At 69.6% G+C, this 25,138-nt stretch carries 22 protein-coding genes; 12 read left to right on the forward strand and 10 right to left on the reverse strand.

Going from position 1 to position 25,138, the window contains the following annotated elements; translation table 11 throughout:
- The first annotated feature begins 193 nt into the window (after window positions 1–193).
- Complete coding sequence (locus Q8N10_RS20770; RefSeq protein WP_304777352.1) at window positions 194–637, forward strand: PaaI family thioesterase; 444 nt, start codon at window positions 194–196, stop codon at window positions 635–637.
- On the forward strand, window positions 634–1,050 hold the full coding sequence (locus Q8N10_RS20775; protein WP_304777351.1) for a PaaI family thioesterase: 417 nt from the start codon (window positions 634–636) through the stop codon (window positions 1,048–1,050). The genes Q8N10_RS20770 and Q8N10_RS20775 overlap by 4 nt, the downstream gene beginning before the upstream one ends.
- Window positions 1,051–1,085: 35 nt before the next feature.
- Here Q8N10_RS20775 and phnD read toward each other — a convergent pair whose 3' ends face one another.
- Entirely contained in the window at window positions 1,086–2,093 is a 1,008-nt protein-coding gene (gene phnD / locus Q8N10_RS20780) for a phosphate/phosphite/phosphonate ABC transporter substrate-binding protein (protein WP_304777350.1), read from the reverse strand.
- Window positions 2,094–2,210: 117 nt separating this feature from the next.
- Here phnD and Q8N10_RS20785 point away from each other — a divergent pair, with 117 nt between their 5' ends.
- The 5 genes from Q8N10_RS20785 (at window position 2,211) to Q8N10_RS20805 (ending at window position 8,877) form a co-directional block, all read left to right on the forward strand.
- The gene (locus Q8N10_RS20785; protein ID WP_304777349.1) at window positions 2,211–3,893 is read left to right on the forward strand and encodes a lysine--tRNA ligase; all 1,683 of its coding nucleotides are present in this window, start codon (window positions 2,211–2,213) and stop codon (window positions 3,891–3,893) included.
- Window positions 3,894–4,166: 273 nt separating this feature from the next.
- Entirely contained in the window at window positions 4,167–4,640 is a 474-nt protein-coding gene (locus tag Q8N10_RS20790; RefSeq protein ID WP_293495689.1) for a MerR family DNA-binding transcriptional regulator, read from the forward strand.
- 148 nt (window positions 4,641–4,788) lie between these two features.
- A complete protein-coding gene (locus tag Q8N10_RS20795) occupies window positions 4,789–6,576 on the forward strand; it encodes an acyl-CoA dehydrogenase C-terminal domain-containing protein (RefSeq protein WP_304777348.1) in 1,788 nt (595 codons plus the stop codon).
- A gap of 2 nt (window positions 6,577–6,578) precedes the next feature.
- The gene (locus Q8N10_RS20800; RefSeq protein WP_304777347.1) at window positions 6,579–7,046 is read left to right on the forward strand and encodes an OsmC family protein; all 468 of its coding nucleotides are present in this window, start codon (window positions 6,579–6,581) and stop codon (window positions 7,044–7,046) included.
- Window positions 7,047–7,164: 118 nt separating this feature from the next.
- Window positions 7,165–8,877, forward strand: a complete 1,713-nt coding sequence (locus tag Q8N10_RS20805) for an ATP-binding protein (protein WP_304777346.1) — start codon at window positions 7,165–7,167, stop codon at window positions 8,875–8,877.
- Window positions 8,878–8,981: 104 nt separating this feature from the next.
- Here the strand turns inward: Q8N10_RS20805 and Q8N10_RS20810 are convergent, their stop codons facing one another.
- The 3 genes from Q8N10_RS20810 to Q8N10_RS20820 all read right to left on the reverse strand — a co-directional run bounded on the left by Q8N10_RS20810 (window position 8,982) and on the right by Q8N10_RS20820 (window position 11,848).
- Entirely contained in the window at window positions 8,982–9,425 is a 444-nt protein-coding gene (locus Q8N10_RS20810) for a very short patch repair endonuclease (RefSeq protein ID WP_304777345.1), read from the reverse strand.
- A 15-nt stretch (window positions 9,426–9,440) separates the two neighbouring features.
- Window positions 9,441–10,433: a cysteine synthase A gene (gene cysK / locus Q8N10_RS20815; protein ID WP_304777344.1), complete on the reverse strand. Its 993-nt coding sequence runs from the start codon at window positions 10,431–10,433 to the stop codon at window positions 9,441–9,443.
- A gap of 278 nt (window positions 10,434–10,711) precedes the next feature.
- Complete coding sequence (locus Q8N10_RS20820; protein ID WP_304777343.1) at window positions 10,712–11,848, reverse strand: DNA cytosine methyltransferase; 1,137 nt, start codon at window positions 11,846–11,848, stop codon at window positions 10,712–10,714.
- 47 nt (window positions 11,849–11,895) lie between these two features.
- Between Q8N10_RS20820 and Q8N10_RS20825 the strand changes: the two genes are divergently transcribed.
- Window positions 11,896–12,366, forward strand: a complete 471-nt coding sequence (locus tag Q8N10_RS20825) for a hypothetical protein (protein WP_304777342.1) — start codon at window positions 11,896–11,898, stop codon at window positions 12,364–12,366.
- On the opposite strand, the gene Q8N10_RS20830 is transcribed toward Q8N10_RS20825, so the two are convergent.
- Complete coding sequence (locus Q8N10_RS20830; RefSeq protein WP_304777341.1) at window positions 12,363–12,494, reverse strand: hypothetical protein; 132 nt, start codon at window positions 12,492–12,494, stop codon at window positions 12,363–12,365. The genes Q8N10_RS20825 and Q8N10_RS20830 overlap by 4 nt on opposite strands.
- Before the next feature lie 188 nt (window positions 12,495–12,682).
- Between Q8N10_RS20830 and Q8N10_RS20835 the strand changes: the two genes are divergently transcribed.
- Together Q8N10_RS20835 and recQ are read left to right on the forward strand one after the other, a co-directional pair.
- Window positions 12,683–14,422: an amidohydrolase family protein gene (locus tag Q8N10_RS20835; protein ID WP_304777340.1), complete on the forward strand. Its 1,740-nt coding sequence runs from the start codon at window positions 12,683–12,685 to the stop codon at window positions 14,420–14,422.
- Between the two features lie 168 nt (window positions 14,423–14,590).
- Window positions 14,591–16,423, forward strand: a complete 1,833-nt coding sequence (gene recQ, locus Q8N10_RS20840) for a DNA helicase RecQ (RefSeq protein ID WP_304777339.1) — start codon at window positions 14,591–14,593, stop codon at window positions 16,421–16,423.
- Here recQ and Q8N10_RS20845 read toward each other — a convergent pair.
- The 4 genes from Q8N10_RS20845 to recF form a co-directional block, all read right to left on the reverse strand.
- Window positions 16,420–16,599, reverse strand: coding sequence for a hypothetical protein (locus Q8N10_RS20845; protein WP_304777338.1), 180 nt, complete (start codon window positions 16,597–16,599; stop codon window positions 16,420–16,422). The two genes, recQ and Q8N10_RS20845, sit on opposite strands and share 4 nt — an antisense overlap.
- Window positions 16,600–16,653: 54 nt before the next feature.
- Entirely contained in the window at window positions 16,654–17,523 is an 870-nt protein-coding gene (locus Q8N10_RS20850; RefSeq protein WP_304777337.1) for a bifunctional 2-polyprenyl-6-hydroxyphenol methylase/3-demethylubiquinol 3-O-methyltransferase UbiG, read from the reverse strand.
- 79 nt (window positions 17,524–17,602) lie between these two features.
- Complete coding sequence (gene gyrB / locus Q8N10_RS20855; RefSeq protein ID WP_304777336.1) at window positions 17,603–20,041, reverse strand: DNA topoisomerase (ATP-hydrolyzing) subunit B; 2,439 nt, start codon at window positions 20,039–20,041, stop codon at window positions 17,603–17,605.
- Window positions 20,038–21,183: a DNA replication/repair protein RecF gene (recF, locus tag Q8N10_RS20860; protein ID WP_304777335.1), complete on the reverse strand. Its 1,146-nt coding sequence runs from the start codon at window positions 21,181–21,183 to the stop codon at window positions 20,038–20,040. The genes gyrB and recF overlap by 4 nt, the downstream gene beginning before the upstream one ends.
- A gap of 119 nt (window positions 21,184–21,302) precedes the next feature.
- Here recF and Q8N10_RS20865 point away from each other — a divergent pair, with 119 nt between their 5' ends.
- Window positions 21,303–22,841 (forward strand): energy transducer TonB, encoded by a 1,539-nt coding sequence (locus Q8N10_RS20865; protein WP_304777334.1) that lies wholly within the window; start codon window positions 21,303–21,305, stop codon window positions 22,839–22,841.
- Here the strand turns inward: Q8N10_RS20865 and dnaN are convergent.
- Window positions 22,838–23,956 carry a DNA polymerase III subunit beta gene (gene dnaN / locus Q8N10_RS20870; protein WP_304777333.1) on the reverse strand — a complete coding sequence of 373 codons (1,119 nt, stop codon included), beginning with the start codon at window positions 23,954–23,956 and terminating at the stop codon, window positions 22,838–22,840. The two genes, Q8N10_RS20865 and dnaN, sit on opposite strands and share 4 nt — an antisense overlap.
- A 203-nt stretch (window positions 23,957–24,159) precedes the next feature.
- Here dnaN and Q8N10_RS20875 point away from each other — a divergent pair.
- Window positions 24,160–25,138: 5'-3' exonuclease H3TH domain-containing protein (locus Q8N10_RS20875; protein ID WP_305663990.1), on the forward strand; the 979-nt coding region annotated here is incomplete at its 3' end.

Raw genomic sequence — 25,138 nt, forward strand, 5'->3', positions numbered from 1 at the left:
GCCGATCACACGCTCACGAAGATCAACTGACAGCGCCTTGCTCATAGGTGCCAGCCTCCGTCACCAGCACAGAGCTTGAATCAGAATCCGCGGGCCCTGGGAATCCCCAACGATTCAATCAGGTCGCAGAATGCTCTAGTCCCTCCCTTGGGTCATCCTTGACCCCTGGACGGGCCTGGCCCAAACCGGAGTCATGGACTCCACCGACGACCCCCTCGCCGAACAGGCCCGCCACATGGTGGAAACCGTGCCCCAGGCCGCGGCGCTTGGCTTCAGGCTGGTTTCGGTGGGAGGTGGCCGGGGCTCGATCCTGGTCCCCTGGCGCGCCGAACTGGTGGGCGATCCCGCCACCGACGTGATCGCCAGCGGCGTCGTCACCTCCCTGCTGGATCATTGCTGCGGACTGGCGATCAATTCGTCGAAGGGCGAACGCTTTCCCACCGCGACCCTGGATTTGCGCATCGACTACATGCGCCCGGCCGCCCCGCGCGCCGACATCACCGCCCTGGCCCACTGCTACAAGATGACGAGGTCCATCGCCTTCGTCCGCGCCGAGGCCTGGGACGTCGATTCGACCGACCCCATCGCCACGGCCCAGGCCGCCTTCATCCTGCACGGCGCGAGCGCGCCGCGATGAGCGAGGCCAACGACCGCCTGCAGGGGTTCCTGGCCTCGGTGCCCTACATCCGCTTCCTCGGCATGCGCTGCGAACTGGCGGGCGACGAGATGACCGCCATCCTGCCCTTCGCCCCGCACCTGATCGGCAACACCATGCTGCCCGCCCTGCATGGCGGCGTGATCGGGGCCTTCCTGGAGATGACGGCTCTGGCCCAGCTCTCCGTGGTCCAGCAGACGCCCAGGGTCCACAAGACCATCGACGTGACCATCGAGTACCTGCGCCCCGGCCGGGCGCTCACCACCTATGCCCGCGCCGACCTGCGCAAGGTCGGCCGCCGCATCGCCAATGTGACGGTGGAGGCCTGGCAGGAGGCGCGCGGAACCCCGGTCGCCGCCCTGCGCGGCCACTTCATGCTGAGTGGCGAGGACTAGCCTCTTCCTCTCCACTTGTGGGAGGGGGAAAAAGCTCAGCTCGCCGGCTTCAGAGCCTTGGTTTCCGCATGGATCGCGTCCAGCGACGCCTGGGCCTTGGCCATGGCGGCCGCGTCGCCCTTCTCCCGCGCCTCGGCCAGTTGCCCGCTGGCCTCCATCTCGCGAACCGGCAGCAGGTGGGTGGCGTCGGCGCGCCGGAAGGGGCCGCTCTCGATGCGCCGCAGGTTGTCGCGCTGACGCTCGGCCTCGGGGCCGGTCCCGACGCCGTAGGTGAAGAAGAAGCGGCCGATCTTTTCCTTCACCGCCGGGTCCAGGTCCTTGCGCCAAAGCATGGGGTCCTCGGGAATGGTGGGCGACGACCAGATCACCTTGAGATTGGCCAGGGTCCGGGCGCCGGCGTCGGTATGGTGCTGGCCCAGGCGGTCCATGGAGGCGGTGTTGTTGGTCGACGCATCCAGGACCCCGTTGGCGACCGCGAACAGGTTGGCTTCATGATTGGCCGAGCGGACCGTCTTGAAGCAGGTCTCCGGCTTCAGCCCGCGCGGCGAGAACAGGTAGGTCATGGGGGCCAGGGTGCCGGAGGTGGACTTCACGTCCCCCATGCCGAAGTTCAGCGTGCGGTCGCACTTGAGCAGCTTGTCCAGGGTCAGGCCGCTGTCCTTGCCGACGATGATCACCGACTGGTAGCCGTCCTCGCCGCCGTCCGGCTTGGTGGTGCGGGCGAAGACCTCGCCGTTCGAACGCCGCACCGCCTCCAGGCCCGACTGGTTGGTGAACCAGCCCAGATCGGTCTGCTTGAAGCGCATCGCCTCGATCAGGGAGGAGTAGTTGGAGCCGAAGAACGGCTTGATGGTCAGGCCGGTGGCCTTCTCCATGTCGGCCAGGAAGGGGGCCCATTCGGCGGCCTGGGTGGAGGCCTTCTCCGTCGACATGATCGAGAAGTTGATGACGTTGGCGGGGGCGGCCTTGTCCGCCGGCTTGCCGCAGGCGGCCAGCAAGAGGGCCGCGGCCAGCAGGCTCACGCCCGGTTTGGAAGAGATCATCGGCATACCTGACAAGACGTCCAACCCCCTGTTTCGCCTGTTCTTGTGACGCCTGTCCGACATCGGCCAGCGAAAACTAAGCTTGAGGCAGGGCAGTTTGGGCGCTAACGCCCGCCCATGTCACTGCAAGGTCTTTCCCACCAAGCCCGCGAGGCCAAGAGCTGGCCCTTCGAACAGGCCCGCCTGCTGCTGGCGCGCATCCTGCGCCTGCGGCTCACCGACGCCGAGCGCGACCTGGCCGCCAGCCTTATCAACGAGGGCAAGGCCGGCGAGGCCGTGGCGACCTTCCCGGCCCTCAACAGGCCGGTGGTGTTCCAGTGCGGGTTCGGGGCCTCAGGCCTGCCGCACATGGGCACCTTCGGCGAGGCCGCGCGCCCCACCATGGTGCGCAACGCCTTCCGCGCCCTGACCGAGGACCAGGTCCCCACCAAGCTGATCGTCTTCTCCGACGACATGGACGGCCTGCGGAAGATCCCCGACAACGTGCCCAACCGCGAGATGCTGGAAGAGGACCGCGACAAGCCGGTCTCCAGCGTGCGCGACCCCTTCGGCGAATACGAGAGCTTCGCCCACCACAACAACGCCCGCCTGCGCGCCTTCCTCGACGGCTTCGGCTTCGACTACGAGTTCATGTCGTCGACCGAGACCTACAGGTCGGGCAAGTTCGACGAGGTGCTCCTGCGCATGCTGGAGCGCTTTGACGCCGTCCAGGCGGTGATGCTGCCGACGCTTGGCGAAGAGCGCCGCGCCACCTATTCGCCGTTCCTCCCCATCAGCCCGGTGAGCGGCAAGGTGCTGCAGGTTCCGACGCTTGAGCGCGATGTCGCCAAGGGAACCATCGTCTTCGACGACCCCGATGGCGGCCGCACCGAGCTGCCGGTCACCGGCGGCCATGTGAAGATCCAGTGGCGTCCTGACTGGGCGGTGCGCTGGACCGCCCTGGAGGTCGACTTCGAGGCCTCGGGCAAGGACCTGATCGACAGCGTCCGCGTCTCCGACAAGCTCACCAAGGTGCTGGGGGGGACGCCTCCGGTGGCCTTCCACTACGAGCTGTTCATGGACGAGAACAACCAGAAGATCTCCAAGTCCAAGGGCAACGGCCTGACCATGGAGGAGTGGCTGCGCTACGGCGCGCCCGAGAGCCTGGCCTACTACATGTACCAGTCGCCCAAGTCGGCCAAGCGGCTGTTCTTCGACGTCATTCCCAAGGCGACGGACGAATATCTGCAGCAGCTGGACGCCTTCAACCGGGTCCGCGCCGGCACCAACGCCGTGTCCCTGGACAACCCGGCCTGGCATGTCCATCGCGGCGCGCCGCCGGAGCAGGGCTCGCCGGTCAGCTTCTCCCTGCTGCTGAACCTGGTCTCGGCGGCCGACGCCTCGACCAAGGACATCCTCTGGGGCTTCATCCAGACCTACATCCCCGGCGCGACGCCGCAGAGCCAGCCGCTGCTGGACCGGCTGAGCGACTACGCGATCAACTACTACGAGGACTTCGTAAAGCCCTCGAAGACCTTCCGCCTGGCCGATGACCAGGAGGCCGCGGCGATGTCTGACCTGGTGGCGCGCCTGCGGGCCCTGCCGGCCGGGGCCGACGCCGAGGCCATCCAGAACGAGGTGTTCGAGGCCGGCAAGGCCGCGGGCTTCGAGCCCCTGCGCCTGTGGTTCACGGCCCTCTACGAAGTCCTGCTGGGTCAGAGCCAGGGACCCCGCTTCGGCTCCTTCGCCGCGATCTTCGGCCTGGAGCGGACCATCGCCCTGATCGAGGCTGGGCTGGCTGGGGAGTTGGTGGCGGCCTAGCCACCTTCGTCCCGGCCCCGGCCACTCCCAGAACGGCCCCCGAGCGGGAGGCATCTGAAAAGCCGCATGTCCTTCCGGCCGCGCGCGCGCGCCGGGCGATGGCGCGCGCGTCAGAGGGGCTCGCGTCATGAAGACTCCGCGAACAGCGGACCCAGCTTTCGAAGCCGATCACAAGCCCGCGAGCACCCGAAGGTGATCAACGATCATGTTGACGTTAACGGAACTCAGGCTTACGTTTTGGGAAACCAAAAAGGGTAAGGGGAGGACATCCAGATGCCCATGGAACTGCGCCGTCCGGCGCGCACCTTCACCATCCGTCAGTTGTGCCTGGAGTTTAAGTGCACGCCGCGCGCCCTGCGCTTCTATGAGGACAAGGGCCTGCTGTCCCCGGCTCGCGACGGCATGAACCGGGTCTATTCCTACAAGGACCGCGGCCGGCTGCAGCTGATCCTGAACGGCAAGCGGGTCGGCCTGGCCCTGGCCGAGATCGGCGAGATCCTCGATCTCTACGACCTGAACGACGGCGGCGCCGCCCAGAACATCAAGTCGCTCACCAAGTTCCGCGAGCGGATCGTGGCCCTGGAAGCCCAGCGCCAGGACATCGACAAGGCCATCGACGAGCTGCGCGCCGGCTGCGACGCCCTGGAGGCGCAGCTCTCGCGCACCCGCCCCGACCTGCTGCCCCGCGCCGCCGACTACGATCAGGTCCTGCGCGAACGGCTCGGCGATCTCGAACACGCCAAGTGACGAACGGCGCTTTGGCGCCAGCTCGAACCAGCTAATATCAGGGAGGGCTTCCGACCCGTCGGGAGCCCTTGCTTGAATTCGCGCGATGGCCAGCAAGACCGGCTTCCACTTTTGGCTATCGCGCTTCGCCTATTTCCCCGGAGCGGACATGACCTACCAGCCCCCCGTGCGCGACCACGTCTTCCTGCTGCGCGACGTGCTGCAGATCGAGACGTACGCCGACCTGCCGGCCTTCGCCGACGCCTCGATGGATGTGGTGGAGCAGATCATCGAGGAGGGCGGCCGCTTCGCCGCCGAGGTGCTCGCGCCGCTGAACGCGGTCGGCGACAAGGAGGGCTGCACCTGGCGCCCCGACAATACGGTCACCACGCCGAAGGGTTTCAAGGAAGCCTACGCCCAGCTCGTCGAGGGCGGCTGGCCGGCGATCGGCGCCGAGCCGGCCTATGGCGGCCAGGGCCTGCCCCATGTGGTGAATCTGTCCTTCTCGGAGATGAGCTCCTCGGCGAACATGGCCTTCTCCATGTATCCGGGCCTGACCCACGGCTGCTATTCGGCGATCCTCAACGGCGGGTCGGACGAACAGAAGAGCCTCTACCTGCCCAACCTGGTCTCCGGGAAATGGGGCGGGACCATGAACCTGACCGAGCCCCAGTGCGGCACTGACCTTGGCCTGCTGCGCACCAAGGCGGTGGCGCAGGCCGATGGAAGCTACAGGATCTCGGGCCAGAAGATCTGGATCTCGGGGGGCGAGCACGACATGGCCGAGAACATCGTCCACCTGGTGCTGGCCCGCATCGAGGGCGCGCCGGCCGGGGTGCGGGGGATCAGCCTGTTCATCGTGCCGAAGTTCATTCCCGACGCGGACGGCAAGCCGGGCGCGCGCAACAGCGTCTTCTGCGCCGGGCTCGAGGAGAAGATGGGCATCCACGGCAACGCCACCTGCGTCATCCAGCACGACGAGAGCACCGGCTGGCTGGTGGGGACCGAGAACCAGGGCCTGCGCCTGATGTTCGTGATGATGAACGAGGCCCGGATCGGGGTGGGCCTGCAGGGGATCGCCCAGGCCGAGGCCGCCTACCAGGCCGCCGCCGCCTTCGCCAAGGACCGCCTGCAGGGCCGCTCGCTGACGGGACCCAAGAACCCCGACGGCCCGGCGGATCCGATCATCGTCCACCCCGACGTGCGCCGCATGCTGATGGACTCGCGCGCCGTCATCGAGGCGGGCCGCGCCTTCCTGTTCTGGACCGCCCTGCACGGCGACCTGGCCCATGCCAGCCCCGACGAGGCGGTGCGCCAGAAGGCCAATGACTACATGGCCTTGATGACCCCGGTGGTGAAGGGCTTCCTCACCGACAAGGGGCTGAAGGTCTGTTCCGACGCCCTGCAGATTCACGGCGGCTCGGGCTTCACCGAACACTTCCCGGCCAGCCAGTACATGCGCGATGTCCGCATCGCCCTGATCTATGAGGGCACCAACGGCGTCCAGGCCCTGGACCTGGTGGGGCGCAAACTGGCGGCGGACGGCGGCCGGGGCGTGATGAGCTTCTTCGCCGAGATCGACGCCTTTGTAGAGCAAAGCCAGGCCGACGCGGCCCTGCAGCCCTTCACCGAGGGCCTGGCAGACGCCAAGGCCAAGCTGCAGGAGGGCACCATGTGGCTGATGCAGAACGGGCTGATGAACCCGGAGAACGCCGGCGCGGCGTCCACCGACTACATGCACCTCTTCGGGCTCACCGCCCTGGCCTATATGTGGGCCCTGATCGCCAAGACCGCCCAGGCCAAGGTCGCAGCGGGCGACACCGATCCCTTCTACGCCAACAAGCTGGTGGTGGGCCGCTACTACATGCAGCGCGTCCTGCCCGACGCCGGCGCCCACCTGGCCAAGCTGACCACGGGGTCGGAGCTGATGATGGCCCTGCCAGCGGAGGCCTTCTGACCATGGCGAAATACGTCGCCGAGGTTCTCTGGACCCTCAAGGACGGCGAAGATTTCCTGAAGGGCCGCTACAGCCGCGGCCATTCGATCACCTTCGACGGCGGCGTCGAGCTCGCCGCCTCGGCCTCGCCGCACGTGGTGGGCAAGTGGGCGGTGGAGGCGGCCGTCGATCCGGAGGAGATGATGGTGGCGGCGCTGTCCAACTGCCACATGCTGACCTTCCTGCACCGGGCCCGGCTCGCCGGCTTCCTGGCCGTCCGCTACCAGGACGCCGCCGAGGGGATCATGGAGGAGGTCCGTCCCGGACGGCAGGCCCTGACCAGGGTCTGGCTGCGGCCGGTCATCACCTGGCAGGGCGACGAGCCCACCGCCGAGCAGCTCGCCCAACTGCACCACGAGGCGCATGACGAGTGCTTCATCGCCAATTCGGTGAAGACCCAGGTGATGGTGGAGGCGCGCGCCGCCGCCTAGGCGCGCTCCCGCATTCCGCGTTCGGCGACCGGCGCTTTACGAATGGTTTATGCGCGGTGGCGTAGCTTCAGCCCAGAGGGGGCGCGTCCGAGACCTCCAACCGGGGACGCCAGCTGTCGTGAACACCGCATCCGATCTGGGATTGGCCAAGACCATGCTCGCGCGCCGCAACGGCCTGCGCACCCGCATGATGTTCGCCGCCATCTACGCCGTGGCCTTCGCCCCCGTGGCCGGCTGGGGGCCGTCGGCCCTGTGGATCTCCACCTACAGCCTGCTGCAGGCCTGCGAATACTATCTCTTCGCCTCCGAGCGCGCCCGCGCCAGGCCCGTGCGGGGGAACCTGGCGCTCGGCATGCTGGCGCTGAACTCGGTGGTCTACGGATCGCTGGCGGTGATGGCCATCCTCAGCAAGGGCTCCTGGGGTCTGACCTGCGGCGGGCTGTTCCTGGCCGGGGCGGTGCTCAACACCGTGGTCACCAACCAGCGGTCGCAGGCGGCCTATGTCGCCTCCATGACCCCCTTCGGCGTCTACCTGCTGATCACGGCGGCTCTGGCCTGGATGATCAGCGGGACCTCCACCTATGGGGTGGCCGTGGGCATCGTGGGCGTGCTGCTGGTGTTTTCCTCCACCATCCTCTGGCGCGCCGCCGCCGACGGCATCGAGAGCCAGCGCCGGGCCCGCGAGGAGGCCGAGCGGGGCCGCAGCGCCGCCGAGGCGGCCGGCGACGCCAAGTCGGCCTTCATCGCCATGGTCAGCCACGAGCTGCGCACCCCCATCAGCGCCATCCTGGCCGGCGCCGAGGCCATCGAGCGCCGGGGCGGCAAGGACGCCGGCGACGGCGCCCTGATCGCCGAGAGCGGCCGTATGATGCGCACCCTGCTCAACGACCTGCTGGACCTGTCGAAGATGGAGGCGGGGCGCATGAGCGTGGAGACCATCGCCTTCGACCTGTCGGCCCTGGTGGCCGACACCACCGCCTTCTGGCGGGCCGAGGCGGAGAAGAAGGGCCTGATCCTGGACCGGCTGGGGGACGAGGTCCTGCCCACGGCGGTGGCCGGCGACCCGACCCGCCTGCGGCAGATCCTCAACAACCTGATCTCCAACGCCATCAAGTTCACCCCGTCCGGCGCCGTGACCCTGACCGTCACCGGCCAGGACGCGGCCTTCGAGTTCTCGGTGACCGACACCGGGCGCGGCATGACGCCGGCGGAGCTGTCGCGCCTGTTCGCCCCCTTCGAGCAGGGCCAGGTCTCCACCGCCCGCACCCACGGCGGCACGGGGCTGGGCCTCTCCATCAGCCGCGAGCTGGCCCGTCTGATGGGGGGTGATCTCACCGCCGCCAGCGAGGCCGGCAAGGGTGCGGTCTTCACCCTGTCCATCGACCTTCCCGACGCCGGAGAGACGACCGCCCCGGACCTGGCCGACGTGGCGGAGGTCCGCGTGCTGGTGGTGGACGATCACGAGATCAACCGCCGCGCCGTGGCCCTGATGCTGGAGCCCTTCGGGGTCGAGCTCACCGCCGCGGCCTCGGCCGCCGAGGGGCTTGAGATCGCCGCGACCCAGCCCTTCGATGTCATCCTGATGGATGTCTACATGCCCGAGATGGACGGCCGCGAGGCCTGCCGCCGCCTGCGCGGCGCCCCGGGACCCAACCGGTTCACCCCGGTGGTGGCCTGCACCGCCTCGGGCAGCGACCAGGACTGGGCCGACTGCGTCGCCGCCGGCATGACCGACCACGTGGCCAAGCCGATCGATCCCGGGGCGCTGAGCGCGGCCATCGCCCGGGTGCTGGCGGGGGCGGAAGAGCTGCCGGACAAGGCGGTTGCCTGACCTCTTCTCCTCGCCCGCTTGCGGGAGAGGGTAGGGTGAGGGCTCTTTCTGCAGCTCAGTTGTAACTCCGAGGCCGAGACGCGCAGCCCTGCTGCGCGCCCCCCTCACCCTACCCTCTCCCCCTGAACGGGGAGAGGAGAAGAGGCCAGCAACGCCTCCAGCCGCGCGCTCAGGACCGCATCGTCCTTCAGGTCGCACTCCCAGATGGTCTCCACCCGCCAGCCCAGGGCCGCCAGGGCCGCGCGCGACGCCACATCCCGCGCCCGGTTGCGGTCGACCTTGGCGAGCCAGTAGTCGCGGTTGGTCTTGGGGACCCGGGCGCCGCGGGCGCAGTCGTGGCCGTGCCAGAAGCCGCCGTGAACAAAGATCGCCAGCCGCCGGCCCGGCAAGACGATGTCCGGTGAGCCCGGCAGGTCCTTGCGGTGCAGGCGGTAGCGGGCGCCGAGACCGGTCAGGGCCTTGCGCACCTTGAGCTCGGGGGAGGTGTTCTTCCCCTTCACCCGGGCCATCACCGCCGAGCGTTTCTCCGGGCCGTAGACATCGGTCACGGCCGGGAGCCGCCCCTACAGCCCGTCGAACAGAGCCGTGGAGAGGTAGCGTTCGGCGAAGCTCGGGATGATCGCCACCACGGTCTTGCCCACGAAGTCGTCCCGCGACGCCACGTCGAAGGCCGCCGTCAGGGCCGCGCCCGACGAGATGCCGACGGGGATGCCCTCTTCCCGGGCCACCCGCCGGGCCATGGCGAAGCTGTCGTCATTGGACACCTGGATGATCTCATCGATCACCCCGCGGTCCAGGATGGAGGGCACGAAGCCCGCCCCGATACCCTGGATCTTGTGCGGGCCGGGCTTGCCGCCCGAGAGGATCGGCGAGGCCTCGGGCTCGACGGCGATCATCCGCAGCGAGGGCTTGCGGGCCTTCAGCACCTGGCCGACCCCGGTGATGGTGCCGCCGGTGCCGACCCCGGAGATCACGGCGTCCACGCTGCCCGCCGTGTCGTTCCAGATTTCCTCGGCGGTGGAGACCCGGTGGATCAGCGGGTTGGCGGCGTTGTCGAACTGCTGGGGCATGACGGCGCCCGGGGTGGCGTCCACCAGCTCCTTGGCGCGGGCGACGGCGCCGGCCATGCCGCGCTCGGCGGGGGTCAGCTCCAGCTTGGCGCCCAGGATCAGCAGCATCTTGCGCCGCTCGATGGACATGCTTTCGGGCATGACCAGGGTCAGCTTGTAGCCCTTGGAGGCGGCGACGAAGGCCAGGGCGATGCCGGTGTTGCCGCTGGTGGGCTCGATGATGGCGCCGCCGGGCTTCAGGATGCCGCGGGCCTCCAGGCTCTCGATCATGGCCACCCCGATGCGGTCCTTCACCGAGCCGATCGGATTGAAGAACTCCAGCTTGGCCAGGACCCGCCCCTTGGGGTTCAGGGCCTTGGTGAGGTTGGGCAGGGCCACCAGGGGGGTGTCGCCGATGGTGTCGATGATGGAGTCGTAGATCTTGCCCCGCCCGGCGCGCTTGTGGCGGGCGGCGTCATAGGCGGAGGTGTCGGCGGCGTCGGCCATGGGTCAGGTCTCTGAAGGGGCTATTTGCGCCAGACCCTACCCCCGTGGCCGGGATTTGGAAGGGAGCTTCTCGGCGACGGAGGGCGAGGTTTTCTAACAACATCACTGTCCTTCTCCCCTTGCGGGAGAAGGTGGCCCTGCGGAGCAGGGTCGGATGAGGGGTAGATAGGCCTATCGGATTGGGGCGTTTCCGAGGGGTGCGGAGAGCGGAGCGCGACCCCTCATCCGACCGGTCTCCGACCGGCCACCTTCTCCCGCAAGGGGAGAAGGGCGCCAACCTACTCCGCCGCCAGCACCGCCGGCGCGCCCTCCAGCAGCGGCTCCAGGATGTTGGCCGCCAGCCAGCGCACCGCCGGCGCCGCCACCCCGTCGCCGATGACGTGCAGGGCGGAGGTCGCCGCCTTCGGCAGCTGATAGGTCTCGGGCAGGCCCATCAGGCGCGCGCCCTCGCGGGGACTGAGCAGGCGGCTGCGCACCTCGCCTGCGTCGATCACCACCAGGGTCTGGCGCGAGGAGCCGCCGCGCGGGGTGCGCAGGCAGCCGGCCAGGCCGTCGAAGCGGGCCTCGGCGCGCTGCACCCGGACACCGTGCTCCACCCGCATGCGGCGGAACAGGCCGCCCACGGCCCGCTGGCCCGAGGCCTGGAGCGCGTCGAGGCGGGCGCGGTGCAGCGGCGCCATCAGGGCGATCAGGGCCTGGGTGCGGGCGGGCGTATGCCAAGTCACGGCGTCGTCCGGCTCCAGCAGGCTGGCCAGGTCGCTGTTGCGGGCGGCGGGCGCGGCGCCCCGCCACCAGATCCAGCGCGCCGCCAGCTCGGCGGGAAGCCGGGCCTGGGCCTCGCGCACCAGCCGGGTCTGGAAGGGACTGTCGCCGGTCAGCGCCGCCGGCACGGGGTCGAGGGTCGCCACCACGAACACCCGGGGCCGCGACTGCGGCAGGAAGCGGGCGGCGTCGATCTCCAGGGCGCCGAAGCGATAGCCCTGGTCCGCCAGGGCCGCGCACAGGGCGGTGAAGTCGCCGCCGGAGGTCAGCAGACCGCAGACATTCTCGATGACGATGGTCCGCGGCGCCCGGCCTTCCGAGGCGAGCGCCTCCATCAGCCGCCAGAAACCGAAGAAGGCCGACGACCGGCCGCCGGTCAGGCCCGCCCGCGCGCCCGCGAGGCTGAAGTCCTGGCAAGGCGACGAGGCCCAGGCGAGGTCGGCGCGGCCAGGCAGGTCGGCGGCCTCCAGCTTCCAGACGTCCCCCTGGCGGAAGTGATCGGCCGCGTCGGCGAAGTTGGCGCGGTAGGTGGCCGACTTGACCGGATCGAAGTCGTTGGCGAAGACGCAGGTCCAGGCCTCGCCCAGCCCCAGGCGGGCCATGCCGCCGCCGGCGAAGAACTCATAGAAGGTGCGAGGGGCGTTCCGACTCATCGCCGATGAGTCTAGCCTGCTTCAGCCCCTGGGAAAGGATCGCCGCCATGCGTTCATTCGTCCTCGCCACCTCCGCGCTGCTGGTCCTTGCCGCCTGCACGCCGCAGGCCCCCGACGGCGCCGCCGCCCCGCCCCCGGCCGATGCGCCGGCGACCCCGCCGCCCGTCGCGCCGCCCATCACCTCGACCCCGCTTCCGGAGGAGTTCGCCGGTGGCATGGACGCGCGGGGAACCGAGCCCTTCTGGGGCGTGCAGATCCGCGACACCCAGATCACCCTGCAGCGCCCCGACCATCCCGTGGCGGTGGGCAAGAACGCCGGCATGACGGTGGTGGACGGCAAGGCCACCTGGGAAACCCAGGCCGGCGCTGACCGGCTGACCGTGACCCTCAGTTCCGAGGCCTGTTCCGATGGCATGTCGGACCTGAAGTACGACTACGCCGCCGTGGTGGTGATCGGATCAGAGACGCTGAAGGGCTGCGCCGGCCACGCCGGCGCCATGCCGAAGGAAGGCGCCTAGCCTTCGCCGAGCGCCATGGTGGCGATCTGGGATTCGCCGACCTGTGCGCTCTCGCGCCCCGTGGGCAGGGCCAAGCCGACCAGGACAGCGGCGAAGGTCGCCGCGAGGAAGAAGACTTTCAGCGCCATGTCAGGGTCCTCCCGAACCCCAGTGGATGTCACACCTACAGCCTAGCTTGGCGGCGGTTAACGCATCGCCAAAACCCGCCGCCGTTTCGCCGGGCGCCTTAACAGATCGTGACCTGACCTTGCGGCGCCCTTGACCGGGTGGGGCCTGCGGGCGCCCAATTCGTCCCAACGAAAAGAGGGAGGCCGTCATGGAGCGCGCCTGGGACTTGGTGATCCGCAACGGCCGCGTGGTCGATGGCTCGGGCGGCGAGCCCCATGCGGCCGACGTGGCGATCAAGGACGGCCTGATCGCGCAGGTGGGCGAGGTCAGGGGCCGGGGCGTGGAGGAGATCGACGCCGGCGGCAAGCTGGTGACCCCCGGCTTCGTCGACATCCACACCCACTATGACGGCCAGGCCACCTGGGACAGCCACATGCAGCCCTCGGCCTGGCATGGCGTCACCACCGTGGTGATGGGCAATTGCGGGGTCGGCTTCGCCCCTTGCAAGCCTGCGGACCACGACCGGCTGATCCGACTGATGGAGGGCGTCGAGGACATCCCCTTCCCGGTGCTGACGGAGGGCCTGCCCTGGACCTGGGAGAGCTATCCCGACTATCTCGACAGCCTGGCGGGGCGGCGCTTCGACGTCGACATCGGCAGCCAGCTGCCCCACGCGGCCCTGCGGGTCTATGTGATGGGTGAGCGCGGGGCCAATCGCGAGGACGCCACCGACGCCGACATCGCGGCCATGGCGGCCCTGGCCCAGAAGGCGGTGGAGGCCGGCGCGCTCGGCTTCTCCACCTCACGGACCCTGAACCACCGGACCAGCGACGGCCAGCCGACCCCGACGCTCACGGCCTCGGAGGCCGAGCTTACCGGCATCGCCATGGGCCTGGCGGCGGCGGGCAAGGGCGCCCTGCAGTTCGTCTCCGACTTCAACGATCCTGCCGAAGAATTCGCGATGCTGCGGCGGATCGTCGAGCGCTCCGGACGGCCGCTGTCCTTCTCGCTGGTGCAGAACCCCCGCCAGCCCCGGCAGTACGAATTCCTGCTGGACCGCCTGCGCGAGGCCAACGCGGCGGGCCTGCAGATGCGGGCCCAGGTGGCGGGCCGGCCGGTGGGCATCCTGTTTGGACTGGAGCTGACCCTCAACCCCTTCACCAGCCGCCCCAGCTACCAGGCCATCGCCAAGCAGCCCCTGGCCGAGCGGGTCGCCAAGCTCAGCGACCCGGCCTTCCGCGCCCAGCTGTTCGCGCAGGGCGCCGCCGCCGATCCCGCCTTCGCCGCCAACATGACCCGCAACTGGGGGATCATGTTCCTGATGGGCGAGGAGCCCGACTACGAGCAGACGCCCGACCGCACCATCGCGGCCATGGCCGCCGCGCGAGGCGTGGCGCCGGAAGAGCTGGCCCTGGATCACATGCTGTCGAACGGCGGGCGGGGCATGCTGTACCTGCCCTTCCTCAACTATGCCGACGGCTCCCTGGACCCCAGTTTCGAGATGCTGATCCATCCCGACACCGTGCCGGGCCTCTCGGACGGCGGGGCCCATGTGGGGATGATCTGCGACGGCAGCTTCCCCACCTCCAACCTCACCCACTGGACCCGGGACCGCACGCGGGGGCCCAGGCTGTCGCTGCCGGCCATGATCAAGATGCAGACCCGCGACACGGCCGAGGCCGTGGGCCTGTTCGACCGGGGCCTGATCGCGCCGGGCTACCGAGCCGATCTCAACATCATCGACTATGAGAACCTGACCCTGAGATCGCCGTCGGTGGCCTATGACCTGCCGGCCGGCGGACGGCGGCTGATCCAGCGGGCCGACGGCTACGCCGCCACCATCGTGGCGGGCGAGGTGACCTATCGCGACGGCGAGCCCACCGGCGCCCTGCCCGGCCGCCTGCTGCGCGGGAGCCAGATGGCGCCGGCGGCCCTGGCGGCCGAATAGCGCGGGACCTCGACGGTCACATGTCGGCCTGTGCCGGTCGGCCCTGAGCCCGGCCTGACGGGCTTTCGCGCGATCCTGACGGGCCAGTGCGGCCGTCTGCTCCATCCGTGGCCGCCGACATGTTGCTGGGGTCTTCGCAGGCCTGCCGATGCAGGCCATAAGACCGCCATGCCATCCGCCTCCCTCGACGAGGCGCGGGAGATCCTGCGCCGCACCTTCGGCCATGCAGAGTTCCGGGGCCGCCAGGCCGAGGTGATCGAAGAGGTCCTGGCCGGGCGCAGCGCCATGGCGGTCCTGCCCACCGGCGGCGGCAAGAGCCTCTGCTACCAGATCCCCAGCCTGATGCGGCCGGGCCTTGGCCTGGTGGTCTCGCCGCTGATCGCCCTGATGACCGACCAGGTGGCCGGCCTGGTGCAGTCGGGCGTGGCCGCCGCGCGGCTGGATTCCAACATCGAGCCCTGGGAGAAGGCCCAGACCTGGGAACGGATCGAGCAGGGCGAGCTGGACCTGCTCTACATCTCGCCCGAGGGCCTGATGACCTCGTCGGTGATGGACCGTCTGCGCCGCACGCCGCTGGCCCTGATCGCCATCGACGAGGCCCACTGCGTCAGCCAGTGGGGCCATGACTTCCGTCCCGAGTACCGGATGCTGGGCCGGCTCGCCGAGATCTTCCCCGACGTGCCGCGCCTGGCGGTCACCGCCACCGCCGACGCCCGGACCCGCGACGACATCCGCGCCGAGCTGCGGCTGGAGGACGCCCTGGAGTTCGTGGCCAGCTTCGCCCGGCCGGAGCTGGCCTTGTCGGCCGAACGCAAGCGTGGGGCCGGACACAAGCGGGTGCTGGAGCTGATCGAGGCGCGGCCCAATCGCTCTGGCGTGGTCTATGCCGGCTCCCGCGACGGGGTCGACAAGCTGGCCGAGAGCCTGCGCGCCGCCGGAACCCACGCGCTCGCCTACCATGCCGGCCTCGACAAGGCGGTCCGGGCCGAGCGGCTGGAGACCTTCCTGGAGGCCGACGCCGCGGTGATGGTGGCGACCATCGCCTTTGGCATGGGGGTCGACAAGCCGGACGTCCGTTTCGTGATCCACGCCGATCCGCCGGCCTCCATCGAGGCCTACTGGCAGGAGATCGGCCGGGCGGGACGGGACGGCGATCCGGCCGAGGGCATCACCCTCTATGGCGCCGCCGACATGGCCTGGGCCTACCGCCGCATCGACGGCCGCGAGATGGACGACACCGTCAAGGCCGTGCAGCGCCGCAAGGTCGGCCAGTTCTACGCCATGATGGACGGGGCCAACTGCCGCGCCGCCGCCGTACGCCGCTATTTCGGCGAGGAGGGGGTGGAGCCCTGCGGCCAGTGCGACCTGTGCCTGGCGCCGCCCGAGAGCATCGACGCCACCCAGGCGGCCCAGAAGGCGCTGTCGGCGGTGCATCGCCTGGGGGGGCGGTTCGGGCGCGGGCGGCTGGTGGAGCACCTGCTGGGCAAGACCAAGGAGCCCTCCAGCTTCGAGGCGGGCCTCACCACCTTCGGCATCGGCAAGGAGTTCAGCGTCAATGGCTGGCGCGACCTGATCGACCAGCTGCTCTTCGACGGTCTGCTGAAGGAGGACCCCAATGACGGCCGTCCCCTGATCGGGCTGGGGGATCCGGAGGGGGTCAAGGCGGTCTATCGCGGCGAGCGCCGGGTGGGCCTGCGCAAGGCGCCCGAGGAGAACGACCCCACCACCCGCTCGGGCAAGCCCCGCAAGCGCCGCGAAGCCGCCGACATCGATGCGGGGGACGCGGCTCTGTTCGAAGCCCTGCGCCACTGGCGGGCCGGCGAGGCCAAGCGCCAGCACGTGCCGCCCTATGTGATCTTCCCCGACCGCACCCTGATCGAGGTCGCCCAGTCCAAACCCGGATCCCTGCCCCGCCTGGCCGCCGTCTCCGGCGTGGGCGAAAGCAAGCTCGCCCGCTACGGCGAGGCGGTGCTTGAAGTGGTGAAGGGGTTCGAAGGCTAGGCTGCTCGAGATGCGACGCTGGCCGCCTCGGGCTCGCGCTGGGTGATGGCGCCGCACCAGCCGAGACCGCGACAGGTTTCGTGGCCGGGGGTCAGGGCGTAGCCGACAGTGACGTGGTCGGTGGCGTAGCTGCCCATGCCGGTGGCTCGGGCTTCCGCCACCGCCCTGGTGCGCATTTCCCGGTGGAAGTCGTCAAAAGTCCTGATTATTGAGCAGCTTGCGCTCGAACGTCAGGCAGGCGTCAGGAAGACATAGCGCTGATAGGGGTCGACCAGGGCCCAGTCGGCGCCCTCGATGCGCCAGTCCGGGTAGTTCGCGGCCAGGAAGTCCAGGGTCATGGAGGTGTCGCCATACGTGGCTTCACCCTCCACCGTGTCGCGCCCGTGAGGGGCGAAGGCGAAGCCCTCGGCGGCATGTTTGGTCTGGTAGGCGGCGGCCTGCGGCGCATATTCGGGGTTCACCGCCCAGTATTCTTCGGGACGGATGGTGATGGCCAGCAGGCCGTTCGGCGCGATGTGTCTGCGCAGGGCGGAAAGCGCCGCGTCGGTGGCGTTGCGCGAGGTGTGGGTGAAGACCGAGAAGGCGAACATCACGTCGAAGGCCGCTTCCGGCGCCGGCAGGCTGGCGGGCAGGTAGTCAGACTGGGCGATATTGCCAAGCATGCCCGCGTCGCGGCAGAGGCTGACCGCCAGATCCCAGGGATCCACCGCCCAGATCGCCTCCGGATTGGCGAAATAGTAGAGCATCCGGGTGATGCGCCCGTAGCCGCAGCCATAGTCCATGATCCGGGCGCCCGAGAGCGAGCGGTTGCGCAGGGCGGCGTAGTTGTAGGCCAGGGCGCGGACGAAACTGACGGTCTGTCCCAGCAGGATCTCGCCGCTATTGCCGGTGAAATTCCGCTGGGTCTCGTCCGAGGCCATGCGCGGCAGCAATTTTGACAAGGCCGGCAGGTCGTCGCGCGGAAGGCCGATGAGCAACAGGCCGAAGGCGTCCAGCGAGAGCTTGCCGCGCAGGAAGGTCAGGACCTCGTTGACGGTCGCGCCACGGGCGGCGAGGCCGTCGGCCTCCGCCACGATCTTGGCTTCATCGATGAGCAGCACGCAGGAACCTTTGTCCTAGGCGGCGAGGGCCGCGCGGAGGGTTCGTTTGCCCAAACCGCGCGGCGGTTACAAGTCCAGCTTAGACGTCGACCTCGGCGTCGAGGGCGTTGTCCTGGATGAACTCGCGGCGCGGCTCCACCAGGTCGCCCATGAGGCGGGTGAACATGTCGTCGGCGTCGTCGGCGTGGTTGACCCGGACCTGCAGCAGGGTGCGGGCGTCGACGTCGAGGGTGGTCTCCCAGAGCTGCTCGGGGTTCATCTCCCCCAGGCCCTTGTAGCGCTGGATGGCGAGGCCGCGGCGGCCAGCGTCCATGATCGCGCCCACCAGGTCCAGCGGCCCCCGCACGGTGGTGACCTTGTCCTTGCGGGTGAAGACCGCGGGGCCAGAGAAGGTCTCGGCCATGGTGGCGGCGCGCTCGGCCAGACGCCGGGCGTCGGCGGCGTGCAGCAGCAGGTCGTCCAGCACCACGCGCTCTGACACGCCGCGCTTCACGCGGCTGAAGACGAAGCCGCCGGCGGGACCGGGCTCGCCGCTCCAGCTGCCGTCGCTTTCCTCGGCATAGAGATCCAGCCGCTTGGCGGCGGCGTCGATATTGGTTCCCTCGGCCAGCAGGCCGCCCAGGGCGGCCTGCTCGATGGCGAAGGCGGGCGCCCGGGAGGACAGCCGCTCGATATTGGCCTTGGCCGAACGGGAGGTCTGGATCAGGGCCAGCAGGTCGGGGCCCACCAGCCGCTCGCCGCTGGCGAGGTCCAGGGTCGCGCCCTCCAGGCCCTCATTGACCAGGTAGGTCTCCAGAGCCGGATCGTCCTTCAGGTAGGTGATCGACTTGCCCTTGGCCGCCTTATAGAGCGGCGGCTGGGCGATATAGAGGTAGCCGCGCTCGATGACCTGCGGCATCTGCCGGTAGAAGAAGGTGAGCAGCAGGGTGCGGATGTGGGCGCCGTCGACGTCGGCGTCCGTCATGATGACGATCTTGTGGTAGCGGACCTTCTCGATATCGAAGTCGTCGCGGCCGATGCCGGCGCCCAGCGCCGTGATCAGGGTGCCGATCTGATCGGACCCCAGCATGCGGTCGAAGCGGGCGCGCTCGACATTCAGGATCTTGCCGCGCAGGGGCAGGACAGCCTGGTTCTCACGGTTGCGGGCCTGCTTGGCCGAGCCGCCGGCGGAGTCACCCTCCACCAGGAAGATTTCGGACTTGGCGGGATCGCGTTCCTGACAGTCGGCGAGCTTGCCGGGCAGGGACGAGATGTCCAGGGCGGTCTTGCGCCGGGTCAGGTCGCGGGCCTTGCGGGCGGCCTCGCGGGCGGCGGCGGCCTCGGTGATCTTGGCGATGATCAGCTTGGCCTCGACCGGGTGTTCCTCGAACCACTGGCCGATGCCTTCGGAGACCAGGCTCTCGACGGCCGGGCGCACCTCCGAGGACACCAGCTTTTCCTTGGTCTGGCTGGAGAACTTGGGGTCCGGAACCTTGACCGACAGCACGCAGGTCAGGCCTTCGCGGCTGTCCTCACCCGACAGCGAGACTTTTTCGCGCTTGGTGGCGCCCGAACTCTCGGCATAGCCGGTGATGATGCGGGTCAGCGCCGAGCGGAAGGCGGCCAGGTGGGTGCCGCCGTCCCGCTGGGGGATGTTGTTGGTGAAGCAGAGGACGTTCTCATGGTAGCCGTCGTTCCACCAGAGCGACAGGTCCAGCTCGACGTTCTCGCGCTTGCCGCGGATCACGATGGGGGCCTTCAGGATCGGAGTCTTGGCCTTGTCCAGGTGGCGCACGAAGGCCTCGATGCCGCCCTCGTAGTGCAGGACCTCCTCAAAGGGCTCGGCCTCGCGGTTATCCTTCAGCCAGATGGTGACGCCCGAGTTCAGGAAGGCCAGCTCGCGCAGGCGATGCTCCAGGGTCTTCCGGTCGAATTCGATGAAGGCGAAGGTCTCCACCGACGGCATGAAGGTGACCTCGGTCCCCGACAGGAACTCGCCGTTTTCGCGCAAGGGCGCGTCGCCGGTGACGATCAGGGGCGAGACCGCGTCGCCGCGGCGGAACTCCATCTCGTAGGCCTTGCCGCCGCGATAGATCTTCAGGCGCAGCCAGTCGGACAGGGCGTTCACCACCGAGACGCCCACCCCGTGCAGGCCGCCGGAGACCTTGTAGGAGTTCTGGTCGAACTTACCGCCCGCGTGCAGCTGGGTCATGATGACCTCGGCCGCCGAGACGCCTTCGCCCTCGTGAATGTCGGTGGGGATGCCGCGGCCGTCGTCGGTGACGGTGACCGAGCCGTCGGGATTGAGGATCACCTCGACCCGCGTCGCCCACCCGGCCAGGGTTTCGTCGATGGCGTTGTCCACCACCTCATAGACCATGTGGTGCAGGCCCGACCCGTCATCGGTGTCGCCGATGTACATGCCAGGCCGCTTGCGCACGGCGTCCAGGCCCTTGAGAACCTTGATGGACTCCGCGCCGTATTCGGCCTGGCCGTTGTTCTCGGGGGTGTTGTCGGGGATCTGCGTTTCGTCGGTCATTCGGTATCCAGATAAGCCAGGCTGGAGCCGTCCACATGGACGCCCTGGGCCCGGCCCTTCAAATCTTCGAACAGCTGCTCGTCGGTGCCGGTGAGGAAGGCCTGCAGCTTGAGCGCCGTGATCTCGTCGAACAATGCGGCCCGCCGGCGGCGGTCCAGATGCGCTGCGACTTCGTCTAGCAACAATATAGGGTTTGGTCCTGATTCTGCACGCGAAAGTCGCGCCGCCTGGCCCAAAACCAGGTTCAGGATCAGGGCTTTCTGCTCCCCGGTCGAACACTCCGCGGCCGGGCGGTCCTTTTCGGCATGAATGACCTCCAGATCCCCCCGATGGGGGCCGGTGAGCATCCGGCCGGCGGCGGCGTCCCGCTCCCGCGCTGAGGCCAGGGCGGCGATCAGCCGGGCCTCGATGTCCTCGGTCGCCACGCCCTGACCGGCCATCTGCTCCCACGGGCCTGAGAGGCTGAGCCGCGCCTGGGGGAAGGGCCGGTCACCCCGCCCGTCGATCTCGTTTTGAAGGGCCGACAAGGTTCTTGCACGAGCCGCCGCCATCAGGGCCCCGGCCTCGCCGAGCCTGGCCTCCAGGGCGCTCAGCCAGTCGGGGTCGGCGGGGCCGTCGGTAAGCAGCCGCATCCGCTCGCGCTGGGACTTCTCGTAGGCCGAGGCGTGGGCGGCGTGGGCGGGCTCAGCGGCGAACACCAGGCGGTCGAAGAACCGGCGGCGGTCGCCGGCCCCCTCCAGGAAAAGCCGGTCCTGGGCGGGTGTCAGCCAGACCTGGCGCTGGTGATCAGCCAGGCGGCCGGGGGGCACGGTCTCGCCCTCCAGCCGGACGGTGCGCCGCGCGGCGCCGGCGACCTCTGTGCCGGTTCCCAGCCGCACCGGTTCGCCGTCGATCTCGAGGGTGGCCGCCACCGCCCAGGCGCGGCCATGGCTCTCGCCGGGCATGCGACGCCCCATCTCGGCCAGGCTCGCGCCCCGCAGACCTCGGCCGGGGGTCAACAGGGACACCGCCTCCAGCAGGTTGGTCTTGCCCGCCCCATTGGGCCCGATCAGGTAGACGGGCCGGCCGTCCAGCGGCAGCTCGGCGCGGCCGTAGGAGCGGAAGTCGGTCAGGGTCAGGCGGGTAAGGGCCGTACGGGTCACGCCTGGGGTCTTACAGGGTTCGCACTCGCGCGCGAAGCGGCATGGCCTTGAGCCCGCCTCCGGCGAAGCTAGGGTGTGGGTGACGTCTTGGGGGTGGTGCGCGCGTGCGGCTGTTGGCGATGGGACTGGCTGCGCTCGCCGTGGCGGGCGCGGCGCGGGCCGACCCGCCGCGCGTGTCGCCGCCCGAATGGCTGGTCCGCCCCGATGGCGAGGACCTGGCCGACAGCTATCCTGGCCTGGCGCGGGCCCTGAGCATCGAGGGGCGGGCGACGATCAGCTGCGCTGTGGACGTCAAGGGCCGGCTTCAGGACTGCGTCAGCCCGACCGCCTCGCCGCCGGGCCTGGGCTTCGACAAGGCCGCCCTGGAGATGAGCAAGCTGTTCGCCATGCGGCCCAAGACCGTGGGCGGCGCGCCCGTAGCCGGCGGCACGGTGAGAATTCCGATCCGCTTCACCTTGCCCCCACCGGGCGGCGCCGGCGCCATCCCCGAACCCTTCGTTACGCCCGCGGCCCTTGACGCCGCGCGCCGGGCGGCGAGGCTGAGCGGTATCGCGGGCCGGCTGGCCCGCGGCCTGGCGGGGGACCTGGACCGGATCGAGGCCGACGGCGCCGACCCCATGGTGCGGGCCCAGGGGCTCGCCGCCCTGACCGAGGCCCGCCGCCAGGCGTCGCCCCAGGTGGCCGAGGCCGTGGCCCGCAGCATCGCCGCCCAGCTCAGCCCGGCCGAGGTCGATCACTGGGTCAGCCATATGAACAGCCCGGCCCAGCGGAAGCTGGCCGCCCGGTGGCCTGAGCTGGCCCGCGCCTTCGCCGCCGCCCAGGCCACCCATACCCAGATTGTGTTGGCCAACGCGCGGGAGACCTTCTGCGGGCGGCAGGACTGTCACGGCGAGACCAGCCTGGCCGACATGCGCGCCCTGGCCGAGGCGCCCGAGGCTGTCATCGACAAGCCGCGCTGGTCGCACGCGCCCAGTCTGATCGAGGCCCGGGCGGCCTATCCGCTGGCGGCCCAGGCTTTCCGCCTGAGCGGTTGGGCGATGCTGCAATGCCGCGTGACGCAGGTGGGCGGGCTGGAGGACTGCGAGGTGGTGGCCCAGGGCCCAAGGCGGCTGGGGTTCGGCGCCGCGGGCCTGAAGGTGGCGGCAAGCTACCGGCTTGACCCCGACCTGCTGGCCCAGGGCGCGGCCGGCGACCGGGTGAACCTGCCCGCCGTCTTCAGCATCGAGCCCGCGACGCCGCCCACGCGGGTGCGGCCCCGGCCGTCACGGGCCCTGACCCTGGCCCGGGAGATCGTTCGCGCCCAGGGGATCGAGGCGCAGGCCGATCGCGCCGCCGACCTCGGCCAGTGGCTGTTGAGCCAACAGCCCGGCGTGGACGCCGCCGTGGCCCGCGACGCCGGCGAGGCCTATCGCGGGGCGGCGATCGCCGACCTGCCAAACCTGCTGGACGCCTACGCGGCGGTCTATGCCGCCACCCTCACCGAGCCGGAACTGGCCAGCATGGCGGCCTTCCTGCACAGCCGCGCCGGCCACCTCGCCACTGGCCGCGACGACCTGTTCAACATCCGGCTGGCCCAGGACCTGGGCGAGGTTCAGCGTAGGGCCGACGCCCAGGCGCGAACCGCCTTCTGCGCCGCCCACGTCTGCGCGGCGGACTAAACCCTGAGCGGCATCAGGACGTAGCGGACGTCGGGGTCGGTGGGGTCGAGGACCAGGGCCGGGTCGTTGGGGCCGCCGAAGCGGAACTCGGCCTGTTCGGCGCCGATCTGGTCGGTGACGTCCAGCAGGTAGCGGGCGTTGAAGGACAGTTCGAAGCTCTCGCCCGAATAGTCGACCTCGATCTCCTCGACGGCCTGGCCGGCTTCCATGTTGCGGACGGTCAGGATCACCCGGCCGGGCTCGATGGCCATGCGCACCGAACGGCTCTTCTCGGCCGAGATGGTGGCCACCCGGTCCACGGCCTTGGCGAACAGCTTGTTGTCCACCATCATCACCCGGTCGTTGTCGCGGGGAATGACCCGGACATAGTCGGGGAAGTTGCCGTCGATGACCTTGGAGGTCAGGGCCGCGCCGCCGAATTCGAAGCGCACTTTCTGGGGGCTCAGCGCCAAGTCGACGGTCTCGCCGGCGTCCTCCAGCAGGCGCCGGGCCTCGTTGACGGTCTTGCGCGGCACGATGACGCCGGGCGTGCCGGCCGAACCCTCGGGGGCGATCATCTCGGCCAGGGCCAGGCGGTGGCCGTCGGTGGCCACGGCGCGCAGCTTGGCCACGCCGCCCTCGACGACCGAGTGCAGATAGAGGCCGTTGAGATAGTAGCGGGTCTCCTCGGTGGAGATCGCGAACTTGGTCTTGTCGATCAGGCGGATCAGGTCGCCGACATCGACGCCGATGCGGCCCGACAGGCCGTCGGCGGACATCACCGGGAAATCGCCGGCCGGCAGGACTGGCAGGTTGAAGCGCGAGCGGCCGGCGGCCACGGTCAGGCGCGGGTCCTCGCCGGTGAAGGACAGGGACACGTCGGCGCCATCGGGCAGCTTGCGGACGATCTCGTAAAGCGTGTGGGCGGGCGCGGTGATCTGGCCGGGCTGCTCCACCTGGGCGAAGGCCTCGTCGATGATCTCCATGTCGAGATCGGTGGCCGAGAAGGTCAGGCGCTCGCCCTCGGCCGAGAGCAGCACATTGGAGAGGATCGGGATGGTGTTGCGGCGTTCCACCGCGCTTTGCACATGCCCGAGCGCCTTCAGAAGCGCCGCCCGCTCGATCGTCAATTTCATGGTCAGTCCGAACCTGTGGCGCAGCGGCGCGCACGCACGCCGTCACCCCCCGAGAATAAAGGACTTGCGACTTTAGCCAAAACCGCGCGGGACGAAAGGGCCTGTGGGGTCGTCTGCCGGGGAATACGAAGAATGTCGCGGCCGAGGCCCTGGAGTCCGGGTCTGGTGGTGACCATCGGCCCCGCCGCGCCTATCCTGGAGCCATGACCGATACGCCGAGCGCCGACGCCCCGCCCCTGCCCGACCTGCCCCGCGACAACACCCAGGACGGACCAGCGGTCCGGCTCTATCTGGTGGACGGCTCGGGCTTCATTTTCCGGGCCTTCCACGCCCTGCCGCCCCTGACCCGCAAGAGCGACGGCCTGCCAATCGGGGCGGTCTCGGGCTTCTGCAACATGCTGTGGAAGCTGCTGGTGGACATGAAGGCGCAGACCGACGCGCCGACCCACCTGGCCGTGGTGTTCGACCATTCGGAGAAGACCTTCCGCAACAAGCTGTACGACAAGTACAAGGCCCACCGTCCACCCCCTCCCGAGGACCTGATTCCCCAGTTTCCCCTGGTCCGCGAGGCCACCCTGGCCTTCGGCGTCCCGAGCCTCGAACTGCCCGGCTATGAGGCCGACGACATCATCGCGGCCTATGCCTGCAAGGTCCGCGACATGGGCGGTGAGGTGCGCATCGTCTCGTCCGACAAGGACCTGATGCAGCTGGTGGGCGACAGGGTCAGCATGCTCGACACCATGAAGAACCTGCTGATCGGGCCTGAGCAGGTGATGGAGAAGTTCGGCGTTGCGCCCAACCGGGTGGTGGACGTCCAGTCCCTGTGCGGCGACAGCGTCGACAATGTGCCGGGCGCGCCGGGGATCGGCATCAAGACCGCCGCCCTGCTGATCAACGAATACGGCGACCTCGACACGCTGCTGGCCCGCGCGGGCGAGATCAAGCAGGACAAGCGCCGCCAGACCCTGATCGACTTCGCCGACCAGATCCGGCTGTCGCGCCAACTGGTGCAGCTGGACTGCGACACCCCCCTGCCCTCGCCGATCGATGATCTGAAGGTGGCTGACCCCACCGCCGAGGTGCTGGCCGCCTTCCTGGAGGAGATGGGCCTGCATACGCTCGGACGCCGGGTGGCCAGCGGCGGCGGCGGGACCCGCGCCCCGGCCGCGCCCGCGACGCCGG

This window comes from Phenylobacterium sp. (genome assembly GCF_030693625.1).
Classification (GTDB): Bacteria; Pseudomonadota; Alphaproteobacteria; order Caulobacterales; family Caulobacteraceae; genus Phenylobacterium; species Phenylobacterium ferrooxidans.

Bases quoted from the DNA above. Each gene is read 5' to 3' on its own strand.
- Q8N10_RS20775 (WP_304777351.1), top strand. From the start codon at position 634: ATGAGCGAGGCCAACGACCGCCTGCAGGGGTTCCTGGCCTCGGTGCCC.
- Q8N10_RS20800 (WP_304777347.1), top strand. From the start codon at position 6,579: ATGGCGAAATACGTCGCCGAGGTTCTCTGGACCCTCAAGGACGGCGAA.
- Q8N10_RS20795 (WP_304777348.1), top strand. From the start codon at position 4,789: ATGACCTACCAGCCCCCCGTGCGCGACCACGTCTTCCTGCTGCGCGAC.
- Q8N10_RS20865 (WP_304777334.1), top strand. From the start codon at position 21,303: ATGGGACTGGCTGCGCTCGCCGTGGCGGGCGCGGCGCGGGCCGACCCG.
- Q8N10_RS20785 (WP_304777349.1), top strand. From the start codon at position 2,211: ATGTCACTGCAAGGTCTTTCCCACCAAGCCCGCGAGGCCAAGAGCTGG.
- Q8N10_RS20845 (WP_304777338.1), bottom strand. From the start codon at position 16,599: ATGCGCACCAGGGCGGTGGCGGAAGCCCGAGCCACCGGCATGGGCAGC.
- Q8N10_RS20770 (WP_304777352.1), top strand. From the start codon at position 194: ATGGACTCCACCGACGACCCCCTCGCCGAACAGGCCCGCCACATGGTG.
- recQ (WP_304777339.1), top strand. From the start codon at position 14,591: ATGCCATCCGCCTCCCTCGACGAGGCGCGGGAGATCCTGCGCCGCACC.
- dnaN (WP_304777333.1), bottom strand. From the start codon at position 23,956: ATGAAATTGACGATCGAGCGGGCGGCGCTTCTGAAGGCGCTCGGGCAT.
- Q8N10_RS20825 (WP_304777342.1), top strand. From the start codon at position 11,896: ATGCGTTCATTCGTCCTCGCCACCTCCGCGCTGCTGGTCCTTGCCGCC.
- Q8N10_RS20790 (WP_293495689.1), top strand. From the start codon at position 4,167: ATGCCCATGGAACTGCGCCGTCCGGCGCGCACCTTCACCATCCGTCAG.
- Q8N10_RS20830 (WP_304777341.1), bottom strand. From the start codon at position 12,494: ATGGCGCTGAAAGTCTTCTTCCTCGCGGCGACCTTCGCCGCTGTCCTG.
- Q8N10_RS20835 (WP_304777340.1), top strand. From the start codon at position 12,683: ATGGAGCGCGCCTGGGACTTGGTGATCCGCAACGGCCGCGTGGTCGAT.
- Q8N10_RS20820 (WP_304777343.1), bottom strand. From the start codon at position 11,848: ATGAGTCGGAACGCCCCTCGCACCTTCTATGAGTTCTTCGCCGGCGGC.
- cysK (WP_304777344.1), bottom strand. From the start codon at position 10,433: ATGGCCGACGCCGCCGACACCTCCGCCTATGACGCCGCCCGCCACAAG.
- phnD (WP_304777350.1), bottom strand. From the start codon at position 2,093: ATGATCTCTTCCAAACCGGGCGTGAGCCTGCTGGCCGCGGCCCTCTTG.
- gyrB (WP_304777336.1), bottom strand. From the start codon at position 20,041: ATGACCGACGAAACGCAGATCCCCGACAACACCCCCGAGAACAACGGC.